Origin of the sequence: Aeromicrobium massiliense JC14 (assembly GCF_000312105.1) — a bacterium.
Lineage (GTDB): Bacteria > Actinomycetota > Actinomycetes > Propionibacteriales > Nocardioidaceae > Aeromicrobium > Aeromicrobium massiliense.
This window is the reverse complement of record NZ_HE978637.1, coordinates 687,481-701,935: the sequence shown is the minus strand read 5'-3', so window position 1 is coordinate 701,935 and position 14,455 is coordinate 687,481. Positions and strand designations below refer to the sequence as shown.

The 14,455-nt window shown below is 73.5% G+C and carries 14 protein-coding genes; 6 read left to right on the top strand and 8 right to left on the bottom strand.

Features of this window, described 5'->3' with window-relative positions; genetic code table 11:
- Nucleotides 1–788, bottom strand: a 788-nt coding sequence (locus tag HGAM_RS18870) for an immune inhibitor A domain-containing protein (protein WP_218915274.1), incomplete at its 3' end; no start/stop codon positions are given.
- A 348-nt stretch (nt 789–1,136) separates the two neighbouring features.
- Between HGAM_RS18870 and cspE the strand changes: the two genes are divergently transcribed.
- Nucleotides 1,137–1,340: a transcription antiterminator/RNA stability regulator CspE gene (cspE, locus tag HGAM_RS10685; protein WP_019145480.1), complete on the top strand. Its 204-nt coding sequence runs from the start codon at nt 1,137–1,139 to the stop codon at nt 1,338–1,340.
- A 70-nt stretch (nt 1,341–1,410) separates the two neighbouring features.
- On the opposite strand, the gene HGAM_RS20380 is transcribed toward cspE, so the two are convergent.
- From HGAM_RS20380 to HGAM_RS10670, 3 genes are all read right to left on the bottom strand, one after another.
- Nucleotides 1,411–1,578 (bottom strand): hypothetical protein, encoded by a 168-nt coding sequence (locus tag HGAM_RS20380; protein ID WP_019145479.1) that lies wholly within the window; start codon nt 1,576–1,578, stop codon nt 1,411–1,413.
- A 94-nt stretch (nt 1,579–1,672) separates the two neighbouring features.
- Entirely contained in the window at nt 1,673–2,797 is a 1,125-nt protein-coding gene (locus HGAM_RS10675; RefSeq protein ID WP_019145478.1) for a PQQ-dependent sugar dehydrogenase, read from the bottom strand.
- A gap of 33 nt (nt 2,798–2,830) precedes the next feature.
- Complete coding sequence (locus HGAM_RS10670) at nt 2,831–3,643, bottom strand: hypothetical protein (RefSeq protein ID WP_147543660.1); 813 nt, start codon at nt 3,641–3,643, stop codon at nt 2,831–2,833.
- 160 nt (nt 3,644–3,803) lie between these two features.
- Between HGAM_RS10670 and trxA the strand changes: the two genes are divergently transcribed.
- The gene (gene trxA, locus HGAM_RS10665; protein WP_019145476.1) at nt 3,804–4,184 is read left to right on the top strand and encodes a thioredoxin; all 381 of its coding nucleotides are present in this window, start codon (nt 3,804–3,806) and stop codon (nt 4,182–4,184) included.
- A 52-nt stretch (nt 4,185–4,236) separates the two neighbouring features.
- Here the strand turns inward: trxA and HGAM_RS10660 are convergent, their stop codons facing one another.
- Entirely contained in the window at nt 4,237–5,058 is an 822-nt protein-coding gene (locus HGAM_RS10660; RefSeq protein WP_019145475.1) for a dioxygenase family protein, read from the bottom strand.
- A gap of 128 nt (nt 5,059–5,186) precedes the next feature.
- Between HGAM_RS10660 and HGAM_RS18865 the strand changes: the two genes are divergently transcribed.
- Nucleotides 5,187–7,763, top strand: coding sequence for a DEAD/DEAH box helicase (locus tag HGAM_RS18865; RefSeq protein WP_019145474.1), 2,577 nt, complete (start codon nt 5,187–5,189; stop codon nt 7,761–7,763).
- Nucleotides 7,760–8,752: a glycoside hydrolase family 6 protein gene (locus tag HGAM_RS18860; protein ID WP_019145473.1), complete on the top strand. Its 993-nt coding sequence runs from the start codon at nt 7,760–7,762 to the stop codon at nt 8,750–8,752. The genes HGAM_RS18865 and HGAM_RS18860 overlap by 4 nt, the downstream gene beginning before the upstream one ends.
- Here the strand turns inward: HGAM_RS18860 and HGAM_RS18855 are convergent, their stop codons facing one another.
- Both HGAM_RS18855 and HGAM_RS10635 read right to left on the bottom strand, forming a co-directional pair.
- Nucleotides 8,753–10,267, bottom strand: coding sequence for a serine/threonine-protein kinase (locus tag HGAM_RS18855; protein WP_049798240.1), 1,515 nt, complete (start codon nt 10,265–10,267; stop codon nt 8,753–8,755).
- Between the two features lie 44 nt (nt 10,268–10,311).
- Nucleotides 10,312–11,274 carry an FhaA domain-containing protein gene (locus HGAM_RS10635; protein ID WP_038951744.1) on the bottom strand — a complete coding sequence of 321 codons (963 nt, stop codon included), beginning with the start codon at nt 11,272–11,274 and terminating at the stop codon, nt 10,312–10,314.
- A 78-nt stretch (nt 11,275–11,352) separates the two neighbouring features.
- On the opposite strand from HGAM_RS10635, the gene HGAM_RS10630 reads away from it, so the two are divergent.
- Nucleotides 11,353–12,066: a hypothetical protein gene (locus HGAM_RS10630; protein ID WP_019145472.1), complete on the top strand. Its 714-nt coding sequence runs from the start codon at nt 11,353–11,355 to the stop codon at nt 12,064–12,066.
- A gap of 59 nt (nt 12,067–12,125) precedes the next feature.
- Nucleotides 12,126–13,631, top strand: a complete 1,506-nt coding sequence (gene scpC, locus HGAM_RS10625; RefSeq protein WP_019145471.1) for a succinyl-CoA:acetate CoA-transferase ScpC — start codon at nt 12,126–12,128, stop codon at nt 13,629–13,631.
- 80 nt (nt 13,632–13,711) lie between these two features.
- On the opposite strand, the gene HGAM_RS18850 is transcribed toward scpC, so the two are convergent.
- Nucleotides 13,712–14,380, bottom strand: coding sequence for a lytic transglycosylase domain-containing protein (locus tag HGAM_RS18850; RefSeq protein ID WP_019145470.1), 669 nt, complete (start codon nt 14,378–14,380; stop codon nt 13,712–13,714).
- Between the last annotated feature and the right edge of the window lie 75 nt (nt 14,381–14,455).

Sequence of the window (14,455 nt, the reverse complement as noted above, 5' to 3'; positions counted from 1 at the left end):
GGAGTGGCGCCGGCGGCCTCGCGGTCGGCGACCCACTGGTCGAGCGCGTCGCGGACCAGGTCCCAGGCGCCCTCGTCGGTGCGGCCGTAGCGGGCCTGGTTGTAGCGCACCTTGACCCAGTCCGACACCTCGCCGTCGACCGTGTAGCGGCCCGACGACTGGGTCTCGTAATAGGTCTTGAGCGACTCGTCCTTCTTGCCGTCGGCGAAGTACATGTCGTCGTAGTGCTGCTGGGAGAAGTCCTTCTGCCAGATCGTCGTGTTGTCCTTGCGACGGTCGGGCTCGGGGATCTGGTTGTGCAGCGGGCCGTCGAAGCGCTGCGGCTGCACCGCGTCCTCGGCGGACGCCCAGTCCGAGTCGGGGAAGTCGGGGTGACGCTCGTCGCCGAACTCGGCCAGGATCACGAAGACCTTGTCGGCGCGCTCCTGCTCGAGCTCGACGTACTGGTCGACCTGCTTGGGCGCGGCCTGCTGCGCGCGCAGCTTCGTGCGGGCCTTGGCGTTGCCCTGGGCGGCGGCGTCGGCGGGCGCGTAGGCCTTGCCGAGCTTGACGACGGTGCTGCCGTCCTTCTGCACCGTCGTCGCGTCACCGCTCAGCACCGAGGAGAGTGCCTCCTCGCGCAGGGCGCGACGCTTGTCCTCGAGCGGGTTCGGGAGGTCGTGCTCCCGCTGCGCCTTCTCGGCCGCCGGCTGCTGCGGCGCCGGGGCGGCCTGTGCGGGCGCGCCGTACGCGACTCCGAACGAGGCCGTCAGTCCGAGCCCGATCAGGCCCGTCGTGAGACGTCTCACTGTGTTCCCCCTGTGTGTCGTGATGGTGCGGGCCGGGTGGTCCGCGCAGCGGGCGTCGTCCGGGTGGGGCGGCGCACGCCTTCGGACAACCTAGGAAGGAATGACTAGTTGCGTCTAGACACGATGGACTATTCGTCCGATTGCGATTCGGTGAAGGGCGGCCCGGCGACACGCGCCCGGCGAACCCGTGCGCGCCGGCCGCCCGCTGCCCTAGGGTGTTGCGCAGTTGCTGTGCGTACGACCTGTGGCTGCGTGACCCGTCCGGGTGCCTGGTTGTTTCGGGTGCACCACCGCGACCGCGGTCCGCAGAAGGTCTGGGACCGTTCTTGCAACGGAGGAGAGATCGACATGGCCACCGGAACCGTCAAGTGGTTCAACGCCGACAAGGGCTTCGGGTTCATCGCCCCGGACGACGGCAGCGCCGACGTCTTCGCCCACTTCAGCGCCATCCAGACCAGCGGCTACCGCTCCCTGGACGAGGCCCAGAAGGTCGAGTTCGACGTCGAGCAGGGCCCCAAGGGCCCGCAGGCGGCGAACATCCGCCCGCTCTGACCTGACGCGCGCGAAGGCCCCACCCGGTACGCCGGGTGGGGCCTTCGTCGTCGCGCGGGCGCGTGGACGCTCAGAGGTGTCCGCCCTCGTCCCAGGTGTGCCGCAGCGGCTCGGGCACGCCGGCCAGGAAGTGCACGTCGCCGGGGTGCGCCTGGGCGTGGGCCAGCGGGCGGGACGGGTAGCGGTGCGCCATGGTGCTGACGTCGTCGCGGTCGTAGTCGAAGGTCGAGTCGTCCACGGGGGCCTCCTGTCGGACGGGAACGGGCTGAACCTGACGCTAGCCTCATGTTTCGCCCGGTGGCACCCCTACGCGGCGGTAGTCTCGGCGCCGCTCAGATCGTCACCCGCCAGATGCGGTCGTCGCCCTGCGCGGGCTCGCGCCGGCCGTCGGTGTTGCTCGTCGTGACCCACAGCGCGCCGTCGGGCGCGACGGCCACCGAGCGCACGCGATCGCCGTCGTCCAGGTGGCGGCGCGGCGCGCCGGCGCGCTCGCCGCGCAGCGGCACCGAGAACAGGCAGCGTCCCTGCAGCGCCCCGAGGAACGCGGTCGAGCGGGTGATCGCCAGGCCGGCGGGCGAGCACTCGCTCGTGCCCCACATGACCTTCGGGTCGACGAGACCGTCGCCGCCGCCCTCCCCCTCGACCTCGGGCCAGCCGTAGTTGCCGCCGCGCTGCAGCAGGTTGAGCTCGTCGGCCGACTTGTCGCCGAACTCGGTGGCCCACAGCCTCCCGGACGCGTCGAGGGCGAGCCCCTCGACGTTGCGGTGGCCGTACGTCCAGGTGCGGTTGCCGAACGGGTTGCCGTCGACCGGACGTCCGTCCCGGTCGATCCGCAGCACCTTGCCGGCCAGCGAGTCGCGGTCCTGGGCCAGCTCGCGCTGCTCGGCGTCGCCGGTGGAGACGAACAGGCGTCCACGCGGGTCGAAGAGCAGGCGGCCGCCGTGGTGGTGCGTGGACGTGGGGATGCCGGCGAGCACCGGCTGGGGTCGGCCGAGCCGGCCGCCGGAGTAGCTCATCCGCACGACCCGGTCGTCGGACTCGGACGTGTGGAAGGCGTAGACCACCGAGTCGTCACCCGGCGGCACCGCAAGGCCGAGCAGGCCGCCCTCGCCGATGCCGGCCGCCGGCACGACGCCGGGCACCTCCCCCACGGTGCGCACGCCGTCGCGGCCCACGAGCACGATGCGGGCCTCGTCGCGCAGCGACACCAGCGCGTCCCCGCTCGGCAGGAAGGCGATGCCCCAGGGAACACCGAGCCCCTCGGCGACCACGGACTCCTTGCGCGGACGGACCGGACGCTCGTCCGTCGGGGACGGCGAGGCCGGTGCCGCGCTCGGGGTGGGTGTCGGCGAGGGGCTGGAGGTGGTGCGGCGCGCCGCGGGCTCGTCGGACGTGCACCCGACGAGCGCCGCGGCGCCCACGGCGGCCAGCGAGCCGAGCAGCTGTCGTCGGTCCATGCCCACGATCCTGCCCCGCCGCCGGCCGGCCCGCTAGCGGCGGCGGATCTTCACCGTCTGGGTGCGGGTCTTCTTCTTGAGCGGCGAGTACGTCGTGGTGCGGGACCGGACGTACGTCTGCTTCGCGTCCGCCGCGAGCGTCAGGCCGTCGGCCACGAAGCTGCGGCCCTTGAGCTGCTCGGGACCGTAGTTCACGACCCCCGGGTCGGTGACGTCGCGGTTCTCCGACCCGGGGTAGGAGACGACCGAGCGGTCGACCGAGCCGGAGCCGGCGATCGTGCCGGTGACGCGGAAGCCGTTCGAGCCGGCGACCTTGCAGGTCGCGGTGTAGTCGTGGACGTTGATGACGCCCTGCAGCACGTTGCCGACCAGGCCGGTCACGACGCCGAGCAGGTCGCCCAGGACGGGGATCTCGGTGAGCGCGTCGTCCACGGGTCCGACGATCGTGCCGACGACCGGGCTGACCGAGGTGACGGTGCAGGTGGCGTTCACGGCCGAGCCCTTGCGGGCCACGACGCGCTGGGCGTAGTTGTTGCGGACCGTGTAGGTGCGGTACTTGACCGTCGTGCGCACCTTGTAGGTGCCGGCCCCCAGCCGGGCGCGCGGCTTCTTGACGACGATCCGCTTGCCCTTCCTGTTCCAGACGTCCATCACCGGCGTGCCGACCCGGACGTAGCCCCGGGCGTCGACCTTCGCCTTGATGGTCGTCTTGTGGCCCTTCGTCACGCTGTAGCTGCCGAACTTGCGGATCTTCACCGGGTCGGCGGCCTCGGCCGTCGTCGCGGAGACCCCGACCAGGCTGGCGGACAGGCCCGCCGCCAGCAGCACGGTCATCATTCGCTTCATGCATTCTCCCCTGGTGTGAGCCCCATCACGCGGGACTGATGTTGCATCCAACGTGGCGGATGGCACGAAGTTACGCACGAGTCACGAAGTCGTCGGGGAATGGCCCGACCGGGCCATGCGTTGCACCACAGGTACGCATGCTCCCGAGGAGAGGCAACCCATGGCTACCGTCGAGCTCACCAAGGACAACTTCGAGTCCACCGTCACCGGCGAGGGCATCACGCTCGTCGACTGGTGGGCCGAGTGGTGCGGCCCGTGCAAGCAGTTCGGCCCGGTGTTCGAGAACGCCAGCGAGCAGCACCAGGACGTCACCTTCGGCAAGATCGACACCGAGGCACAGGGCGAGCTCGCCGCCGCCGCGCAGATCACGTCGATCCCGACCCTCATGGCCTTCCGCGACGGCATCCTGGTGTTCAACCAGGCCGGCGCGATGCCCGGGCAGGCGCTCGAGCAGCTCCTGCAGGCGGTGCGCGACCTGGACATGGACGACGTCCGCCGCCAGCTCGCCGAGCAGCAGGCCCAGGCGGCCCCGCAGTCCTGACGCCACGCGCGAAGGGGCCCGGTCCACCAGGACCGGGCCCCTTCTGCTGCGCTCAGGCGACGGTGATGAACGACCGCATGCTGATCGAGCCCATGTCCATCGTGTCGTTGAAGAACTCCACCCGCTCCTGCGGCTCCAGCAGGCTCAGCGCCGCCACCATCGGCCGGTAGTGGTCGTCGGTCGGCACCGCGAGCCGGGCCTCGTCCCACGACCGGTACGGGTCCACCAGCCGGGCCACGTCCCGCTCGACGATCGCCTCGGCGGTGTCGGCGTCGAACTGCAGCGCCCAGTCGTAGGCGGGGGCCTGCGGCTCCCAGCGCGCCCGCCCGAGGGCGTGGACGATGTTGCCCGAGCCGATGAAGACGACCCCGCGCCGGCGCAGGCGGCGCAGCCGGGAGAACAGCTCGTACAGCTGCGGCAGCGGCATCGCGTAGTCGATGCTGATCTGCAGCACGGGCACCTCCGGCGCGGGCGCCAGGAACTTCAGGACGCTCCAGGTGCCGTGGTCCAGGCCCCACTGCTTGTCGAGCTCGGCCTCGTACTCGGCCAGCTGGCGGGCCAGCAGCCGCGCGACGTCGGGGTCGCCGGTCGTCTCGTACTGCACGCGGTAGAGCTCGTCGGGGAAGCCGCCGAAGTCGTAGATGATCGGGTTGCGCGGCGCGTCGGTGATGTGCACCTCGCCGGGGGTCAGCCAGTGCGCGCTGACCACGACGATGGCCTGCGCCTGGGGCAGCCCCTCCCCGACCCGCGTCCAGGTGCGCGTGTAGTCGTTGTCGGAGATCGCGTGCATGGGGTTGCCGTGCCCGACGAACAGCGTGGGCATGAGCGGGCTGGGCACCAGGCGGTTCTCCAGGTCCGACAGGGCGTACGGCACGACGACTCCTCAATAGTTGTTGCTTCAACTATCTCACGGAGACGGTGACCTGTCCAGGACGGCGGGTGACGCGAACGTCACCCAGGACCCGCTTGGGAACGTCAGGGGCGACCGGCGACAATAGAAGGATGGTCTTCGTCCGCCCCGACCTGCGCTCGCTGCTGCGCTACCCGGTCGACTTCGAGCTCGCCGACGCCCCCGAGGAGTCGCGCTTCGTGTTCCGCACGCCGCGCGGCGATGAGCGGGCCACGGCGAACGAGGCGGTCGGCCCGCTGAGCCAGGGCATCCGGGCGCTGAGCGCCGACGACACGGTGCGGGCCTGGGCCACGCCGGCCCTCGTCGCGCTGCGCATCATGGCCCGCGGCGCGCTGGAGTCCCCCGACGCGTCCGAGCTCAACGAGCTGCGCGAGGCCGCCCGCTACATCGACGTGGACGCCTCGCGCGGCCAGGCCAAGATCGCCGGCTTCCTCAAGGCGCTGGCCGCCGACGCGCCCGACGTCGCCCGCACGCCGCAGCGCGGCCGCTCACCCGAGCCGCGCCCCGACGAGCCGCGCACGTTCCGCTACACGCTGACGATCACCTTCCTCAACGAGCCGACCGAGCACGAGGTCGCCGTCGTCCGCATCAAGGCCCAGCCGCGCACCGGCCGCACCGCCGCGATCGACGGCGCCGAGCTGTTCGGCCCGTCCTCGACGACGTTCAACGAGGACGCCCGCCAGGCCGCGACCGCGATGCTCGGCCGGCTCGCCGAGCGCTGGGAGCCGGCCTCCCGGCTGGGCGACCCGCACGCCCGCGGCGCCGTCACCGTCGGCACCGACGACGTCGCCGCGCTGGGCTCCTCCACGCTCGCCCCCGCGCTCATGGCGAACCACGTCGAGGTGCAGTGGCCGGCCGACCTCGTGCGCGAGCTGGGCACGTCCGCGCTCGTCCAGCGCGCCGAGGGCCCTCGCTCGGACCGCCCGGCCGCGTTCGCGTCCGGCCAGCTGTTCCGCTTCGACTGGCAGGTCGCCCTCGGCTCGGACGTGCTGTCCGCGCAGGAGGTCGACCAGCTGGCCAAGTCCCAGCACGGCCTGCTGCGGCTGCGCAACCGCTGGGTCTTCGTCGACAAGAACGACCTGCGCGACGTGCTGGCGCGGCGCAGCCAGGAGCTGAGCCCGTTCGACGCGCTGCGCGCCGCGGTCACGGGCGAGATCGAGGTCGACGGACGCACCGTGCAGGTGCACACCGTCGGCTGGCTCGACGAGGTGCGCGAGCGGCTGGTGGCCCGCGGCGCCGGCGGCGCCGGCGTCCAGCAGCCCGAGTCCCTCGAGGGCACCCTGCGCGACTACCAGCTGGCCGGCGTCGGCTGGATGAGCCAGCTCGTCGAGCTCGGCCTGGGCGGCGTCCTGGCCGACGACATGGGCCTGGGCAAGACGGTCATGCTCATCGCGCTGCACCTGCACCGGCAGTCCGAGCGCCCCACGCTCGTCGTCGCCCCGGCGTCCGTGCTGGGCAACTGGGTGCGCGAGATCGAGCGCTTCGCCCCGGACGTGCCGGTGGTCCGCTACCACGGCCCGAACCGGTCGCTGCACGGCGCGGGCAACGGGTTCGTCGTCACCACCTACGGCACGATGCGCACCGACGCCGACACCCTGGCCGACCGCGCCTGGGGCCTGGTCGTGGCCGACGAGGCCCAGCACGTCAAGAACCCGCGCTCGCGCACCGCGCAGTCGCTGCGCCGGCTCGAGGCCGACGCGAACCTCGCGCTCACCGGCACGCCGGTCGAGAACTCGCTGGGCGAGCTGTGGGCGATCCTGGACTGGACGACGCCCGGCCTGCTCGGCACGCACGAGGAGTTCCGCGCGTCCTGGAGCCAGCCGATCGAGTCCGGTCGCGACCGCGAGCGCGCCGCCACCCTGTCGCGGCTCATCCGCCCGTTCGTGCTGCGCCGGCGCAAGTCCGACCCGGGCATCGCCCCCGAGCTGCCGCCGAAGATCGAGACCGACCACCAGGTCAACCTCACACGCGAGCAGGTCGGCCTGTACGAGGCGGTCGTGCGCGACACGATGACCCAGATCGAGGCCGCGCAGGGCATCCAGCGCCGCGGCCTGGTCATCCGGCTGCTCACCCAGCTCAAGCAGATCTGCAACCACCCGGCGCAGTTCCTGCGCGAGACGGAGGGCCGCCTCGGCGGACGCTCGGGCAAGCTCGGCGTCTTCGACGACCTGCTCGGCGAGATCCTGGCCGAGGACGGCGCGGTGCTCGTCTTCACGCAGTACACCCAGATGGGGCACCTGCTGGCCCGTCACCTGGACGAGCGCAAGATCCCGCACTTCTTCCTACACGGGCACACGCCGGTGCGCACCCGCGAGTCGATGGTGCGCCGGTTCCAGGCCGGTGAGGTGCCGGTGTTCGTGCTGTCGCTCAAGGCGGCCGGCACCGGCCTGAACCTGACCCGCGCCGACCACGTCGTCCACTACGACCGCTGGTGGAACCCGGCGGTCGAGGACCAGGCGACCGACCGGGCCCATCGCATCGGGCAGACCCGGGTCGTTCAGGTCCACCGGCTCGTGGCCGAAGGGACGGTCGAAGAATCGATCGCCGACCTCATCTCGTCCAAGCGGTCCCTCGCCGACGCGGTCGTCAACGCCGGTGAGGGGGCCTTGACCGAGCTGACCGACGCCGAGCTCGCCGAGCTCGTGACCCTCCGCCGGAGCACCTCGTGACCCCTGCCTCCCCCCGATCGCTGCGCGCCGCGCTCGTGCTCGCCGCAGCGCTGGTCGTGGCGCTCGTGGCCGGGCCGGCCTCCGTCGAGCGCCCGACCGCGACGGCCACCGCCGCGGCGTCGTCCTCGTCGAAGGATCCCCGTCTGACGCAGCGTCTGTTCGTGCCGTCGTGGCCGGCGCAGCGGGTCGACCGCGACCCGCGCTACCGGCGCATCTGGTCGAGGCCACAGGCGGTGTGGCTCACCGACTCCTACCCCGGACGCACGCAGGTGCGTCGCGTGGTGGCGCAGACGGTGCGCGAGGCGCGCGCCCAGCGACGCACCCCCGTGCTGGTCGTGTACGCGATCACCAACCGCGACTGCGGCTCCTACTCGGCCGGCGGGTACCGCCCGCGCGAGTACCGCGCGTTCGTCCGCGAGGTCGCCCGCGGCCTGCGCGGCAGCCGCGCGATGGTCGTGCTCGAGCCGGACGCACTGGCCAACCTCGGCGCCTGCGACACGTCGGCCACCACCGGGCTGATGACGTACGCGACCAAGCGCCTCTCCCGTGCGGGCGCGTGGGTGTACCTGGACGCCGGCCACTCGACCTGGATGCCCGCCGCCACGATGGCCGCGCGCCTGAAGGCGGCCGGGGTGCGGCACGCCCGTGGCTTCTCGACCAACGTCTCCAACTTCAACCGCACCTCGCGCGAGAAGCGGTTCGGCGACGCCGTGGTCCGCGAGCTGGCCCGCCGCGGCGTCCCCGGCACGCGGTACGTCGTCGACACGTCGCGCAACGGCGGCCGGCACCGGGTCAGCGACGGCTGGTGCAACCCGTCGACCGCCCGACTGGGCCGTGCTCCCCGCATCGTGAACCGGGCCGACCGACGCGGCACGCTGGACGCCTACCTGTGGATCAAGAGCCCCGGCGAGTCCGACGGGTCCTGCCGTCCTGGCCAGCCCGCGGCGGGGCAGTGGTGGCCGGCCGGTGCCCGTCGCCTGCTGCGCTGATCAGCCCAGCGCCGACGGGTAGGCCACGAACAGGCCCGCCGCAGCCAGCGCGGCGGTGAGCCGCAGCACCGACGCCATCAGCGCGCCGAGACGGGGACGCAGCCGGGTGACGCCCCACCAGGCCAGGGCCAGCGAGACCGCGGGCATCGTGGCCCACAGCCGCGTCCAGGCGTCCACGCCCTCGGGCCAGTCGAGGCCGAGCGAGTCGCTCAGGGCGACGACGCCGGCCGCGTACCAGGGCAGCAGCAGGACGAGGCTGCCCCGCCACGCCGCGGCCCAGGTGAGCGCCAGGGCGCGGGCGTGCGACCCGCTCAGCGCGCCGCGCGGCACGGGCGAGCCGAGCGGCGGGCCGTCCAGCGCCGCCAGCAGCGGCCGGGCGCGCAGCAGCAGTCCGCCGACCACCAGCAGCATCGCGACGGCCGCCCAGTCCAGCGTCGGCACCAGCGGCTGGGCACGCACGACGTCCGCGGCGGGCAGCAGGCTCTGGCTCCCGGCGACGACCGAGGGCACGAGCAGCGCCAGCCCGAGGCACAGCAGGCCGCCGACCGCCCAGTGACGCAGCCGCTCGGGCCAGCCGACGACCCCTTCCTGCCCGGTGGCGCCGGCCCAGGCGGCGTCGGTGACCAGCGGGCGCGGCACCGAGGTGGGCACGGCGGCGGTGCGGGCCGCGACGTCGGCCGGCCCGTCGCCGACCGCGTCGAGCGCGTCGCGCATGTGCTCGACGGTCTGGAACCGGTCGTCCGGGTCGACCGCCATGGCCCGGGCCACCACGGCGGCGAGGTCGCTGCCGACGCCCGGAGCCAGGGCGCGCGGGTCGGGACGGGGCGCCTGCCGGTGCGCCATCAGCTGCTCGGCGACCGATCCCTCGAACGGCGGCCGTCCGGTCAGGCACTCGAACAGCAGGCAGCCCACCGAGTACACGTCGCTGCGCTCGTCCGCGTGGCCGTCGTACTGCTCGGGCGCCATGTAGTGCGGGGTGCCGGCGACCGTCGCGGTCGTGTCGGACGCCGCGCGGGAGATGCCGAAGTCGACGATCTTCACGCCACCCTCGGGCGTGACCAGCACGTTGGCCGGCTTGATGTCCAGGTGCAGGATGTCGGCCCGGTGGCAGGCGGCGAGCCCGTCGAGGACGCCGCGCACGGCGACCGTCGAGCGCAGGCTCGGGCCGTGGGCCTGCAGCAGCTCCTTCAGCGACGTGCCCTCGACCAGCTCCATGACCAGGTGCGGCGTGACCTCACCGTCCCCGTCGGGCATGTGCACCAGGTCGTGCACGGTGACGACGTGCGGGTGGGACACCCGGGCGAGCGCCTCGACCTCGCGGGTGATGCGGCGCATCGCCCGCGGGTCGTCGGCCAGGAAGTGCGAGAACCGCTTCACCGCGACGTCGCGGCCCAGGTGCCGGTCGCGGGCGCGGAAGACGACGCCGTGGTTGCCGGCACCGATGCGCCCGAGGAGCTCGAACCGGGCCACCGCCACGTCGATCGTGGGGTCGGGGCTCACGAAGGGGTCGACCACGGGGGCGCCTCCTTCCGGGCTCGACGACGGCGCCGGCTCCATTGTCACCGCACGGTGGGCACGCGTCGGACCGGGACCGTGCCCGGGGCCGGCGCCGTGACCGTCACCACGACGCCGGCGAGGGCCAGCGCGGCGCCGGGACGCAGCGTGGTCCAGACGTCCGGGACGAGCCGCTCGCCGTCCAGCGTCGTGCCGTTGGTGCTGCCCAGGTCCTTGACCTGCCACTCGCCGCGGGCGTGGCGCAGCGTGGCGTGCCGGTACGACACCTCGGGCTGGCCGAGCCGCAGCGCGCTCGCCTTCACCCGGCCCAGCACCGGCTCCTCCCCCGCGACCAGCTCCACCGCGTCGTCGCCGTGCTCCAGCCGCAAGCCGACCGTCATGGCCACGACCGGCATGGTGCCGGTGTCGGGCAGGTCCTGGACGAGCGCGGGGAACCGGGTGGTGGCGGGCTCGGCGACGGGCACCCGGCGCGGCTCGGGACCGGCCTCGTCCTCGCCCGACGCCCGCAGCACCGACCAGCCGGCCGGCGCCGCGGCCCGGGACGCGGCCGCCGCGCCACCCCGCGCCGGCGGGATCCAGCCCGCGCGCAGCGACGGGTCGACCTCGACCTGCACCCGGACGTCCGCCGGGACGCTCCAGTCCTGCCGCTCGGCGTGCGCGGCGTACAGCCGGGCCGCGTCCGCCCCGAGCCGCTCGAGGTCCTCGTCGGGGTCGAGCCGCACGACGTCCTCGGGCGCGACCCGCACGACGAGCGAGCCGAAGGCCAGCCGCTCGCCGCTGGGCATGACGACGTGCTGGCCGGTGATCGCCCGCACGAAGCGGCGGCGCAGCACGCCGTCCGAGCCGGCGGGCAGGGTCACGAGCTTGGCCGCGACCTCGCCGGCGGCGGCTCGCTTGGTGTCGGTGCGGAAGACCGCCTGGCCCACGCGGAGCAGCAGGTACACGACGGCGACCAGCAGCGCGAGCACCAAGAGGTTCGAGAGGACGGCGGAGAGGGAACCGGGCATGGCATCATCGTCGGCGTCCTGCGCCGGGCAGGTCGAGCCGGCGCGGAACGTGTTCCAGGAGGAGCCACGGTGGTGAGAGTGACCTGGTCCCGCGACGGCGGGCCGAGCGGCACCGAGGTGCTCGCGCCCGGCGGCCGGCTGGTCGTCGCGCGCCGCATGGCGCTGCCCGAGCAGCAGCCGTTCACGGTCGAGCGCATCGACGGCTCGGTGTACCTGTTCGTCCGGCTCCCCTACGTCAGCGACCCGGCGCTCGTGCTGAGCGCGACGGACGGGCACCCGGTGCTGCACCGCGGGCAGCGCGCCAACGGCGCGGTGGTCGAGGTCGTCGCCCCCGGCGGCGGCCCGACGACCCCCGCACCGGGGCAGCGCGTGTCGCTCACCGCGTCCGGCACCCGCGTCGAGCTGCGGGTCCCGGCGCTCGTCCTCGCCCTGGAGGTCGAGCTCGACCGCGACGCGCCAGCGGTCGGCTCGGGCACCGTGCAGCTGGGCGTGGGGGCGCTCGAGCACGACGACGCGTGGCTCGTCGCCGCGCTGGCAGTCGCCCTGTCGCCCGAGCACGGCGTCGTCGGGCACGCCGACCTCAAGGCCGCCTTCGCCGCGTGGCGCGGCGAGCCGGAGATGTCCGACGGCACGTTCGACCGCAACGTGCTGCGCCCGTCGCTGGAGGCGCGCGGCGTCGAGCTGCCCGGGCGCCGGCTCAACAAGATCGTCTACCTCGTCGAGCGCTGCCGGCGCACGGCCGAGTTCCCGCCGCGCGTGCTGGACGAGGTGCGGGCCCGGCTCGCGGCCTGAACGTTCAACCGCCGGGCCGCCCGGCCACCGGCGACCCGCGGGGCCATGATGGACGCACCATGACTCGCGTCCTCAGCCCCCAGCTCCAGCAGCGCATCACCACCGCCGAGCAGGCCGCCACCTTCGTGCGCCACGGAGACAACGTCGGCATGAGCGGCTTCACCGGCGCCGGCTACCCCAAGGCGCTCCCGGCCGCGCTCGCTGCCCGGATGACGCAGGCCCACGGACGCGGCGAGGACTTCCGCATCGGGCTGTGGACCGGCGCCTCGACGGCGCCCGACGCCGACGGCGTGCTGGCCGAGGCGCACGGCGTCTCGACCCGGCTGCCCTACAATTCCGACCCGACGCTGCGGGCGCTCATCAACGCCGGCGAGGTCGACTACGTCGACGCCCACCTGAGCCACAGCGCGCAGCACATGTGGTTCGGCTTCTACGGCAACCTCGACGTGGCCGTGGTCGAGGTGACGGCGATCCTGCCCGACGGGCTGCTCGTGCCGTCGAGCTCGGTGGGCAACAACAAGACGTGGCTCGACCGGGCCGATCGGATCATCCTCGAGGTGAACCACTGGCAGCCGCGCGAGCTCGAGGGCTTCCACGACGTCTACTACGGCACCGCCCTGCCGCCGCACCGGCGCCCGCTCGAGCTCACCGAGCCCATGCAGCGCATCGGCGAGCCGTACCTGCGGGTCGACCCCGACCGCGTCGTCGCCGTCGTCGAGACGAACGCGCCCGACCGCAACTCCCCCTTCAGCGAGCCCGACGACGCGTCGCGCGCCATCGCCGAGCACCTGGTCGACTTCCTGCGCCACGAGGTCGCCGCCGGACGCATGCCGGCCGAGCTGCTGCCGCTGCAGTCCGGTGTCGGCAACGTGGCCAACGCGGTGCTCGCCGGGCTGGACGCGAGCGACTTCACCGACCTGGTCGCGTACACCGAGGTGCTGCAGGACGGGATGCTCGACCTGCTCGACAGCGGCACCCTGCGCGCCGCGTCGGCGACGTCGTTCGGGCTCTCCGACGCCGGGGTCCGCCGGTTCATGGACGGCATCGACGCCTACAAGGGCCGCATCCTGCTGCGCAGCGAGGAGATCTCCAACCACCCCGAGCTCGTCCGCCGGCTCGGGATCATCGCCATGAACGGGATGATCGAGGCCGACCTGTACGGCAACGTCAACTCCACGCACGTCATGGGCAGCTCGATCATGAACGGCATCGGCGGGTCGGGCGACTTCGCGCGCAACGCCTTCCTGAACTTCTTCCTGTCGCCGTCGACGGCCAAGCGCGGCGCCATCTCGGCGATCGTGCCGATGGTCAGCCACGTCGACCACACCGAGCACGACGTGCACGTGGTCGTGACCGACCAGGGCCTGGCCGACCTGCGTGGCCTGGCGCCGCGCAAGCGTGCGCGGCGCATCATCGAGCACTGCGCGCACCCGGACTTCCGCGACGCGCTGACCGACTACCTGGAGCGGGCCGAGGCGGCCCGCCCGGACGCCCGGCACACGCCGCACCTGCTGGGCGAGGCGCTCTCGTGGCACCAGCGCTTCCTCGACACCGGCCACATGTAGGCCGGCCCGGTCCTCGAGCCTGTCGAGAGGATCCCTTCGACAGGCTCAGGACCGGTGGCCCCCCTCAGGGAGCGGTCGCCCTAGCCGGCGTACTCGGTGGCGGCCTCGGCGACCTTGCGGGCGTAGGCACCGCTGTTGTTGTAGGTGAGCACCGCGTCGACCCAGCCGGCGTCGTCGCCCAGGTCGTCGCCGGCGTCGCACAGGTAGCGGGCCGCGGCCAAGGTCGCGTCGTCGATCGAGTGCGGGTCGCGCACGCCGTCGCCGTCGCCGTCCGCACCCCAGCGGTCCCACGTGGTCGGGATGAACTGCATGGGCCCGACCGCCCGGTCCCAGGTGGTGTCGCCGTCGAGCTCGCCGCCGTCGGTGTCCTCGATGGCGCGGATGCCGGGACCGCCGTCCAGGCGGGGGCCGAGGATGCGCGGGCGGACGTCGCCGGCCTCGCTGGTCTCGGCGCCGCCGAAGCGGGCGTGCGAGGTCTCGACCCGGCCGATGCCGGCCAGCGTGTTCCAGCCGAGCTCGCACCCGTCGGCCGCGACGCGGTCGGCGGCCCGCGCGTACGCGGTCAGCACCCGGGCCGGGATGCCCGTGCGGCGAGCGCTGTCGCGCAGCCAGACCCGGTCCGGCTCGCCGTCGAGCACCGGCGCGGACACGGTCCGCGGCACCTCGACGTCGACCCGCTGGCGGTCTTCGGAGCACGCGGCCAGAGCACCGACGAGGCAGACGGCGAGGAGGGTCGAGGGCGTTCTCACGACGCCAGTCTGTCCGGTCCGGACAAGCGCGACCCGGGTGCACGTCACACCGGTCGCCTGCTTAGGATCGTCGAT